Source organism: Fructilactobacillus sp. X2R6C1 (assembly GCF_059901295.1).
Genome location: NZ_JBWXUZ010000044.1, coordinates 1 through 261, shown reverse-complemented (window position 1 = coordinate 261; position 261 = coordinate 1). Strand labels below are relative to the sequence as shown.

General features: G+C 44.8%; 1 pseudogene. It reads right to left on the bottom strand.

The features are described from left to right. Window positions 1-26: 26 nt before the first annotated feature. Window positions 27-261 (bottom strand): annotated as a pseudogene (locus AC6UDF_RS07285) (hypothetical protein); the annotation flags it as partial.

The window sequence follows — 261 nt, the reverse complement described above, 5'->3', positions numbered from 1 at the left end:
CTTTTGCAAACCCTGAGAATAGAAAATTATCTGTTTTTTTCGTTCAATAGCGCGGTGGCGTTTCGCCGCAGCCCCGAGAGTTTTGCGCGTTTGACTGCGGATTGGCGAAAGCGTTCAGCATATTGCTCATTGTTCATTTCCAATACTTGATTAAGTGAAATTTCCGTTTCGCCCATGCGCGGCCAAAATGCAGTTTCTTTAGTGGGTTTTTCGAATTTATTCCATGGACAAACATCCTGGCAAACGTCGCATCCGTAAAGC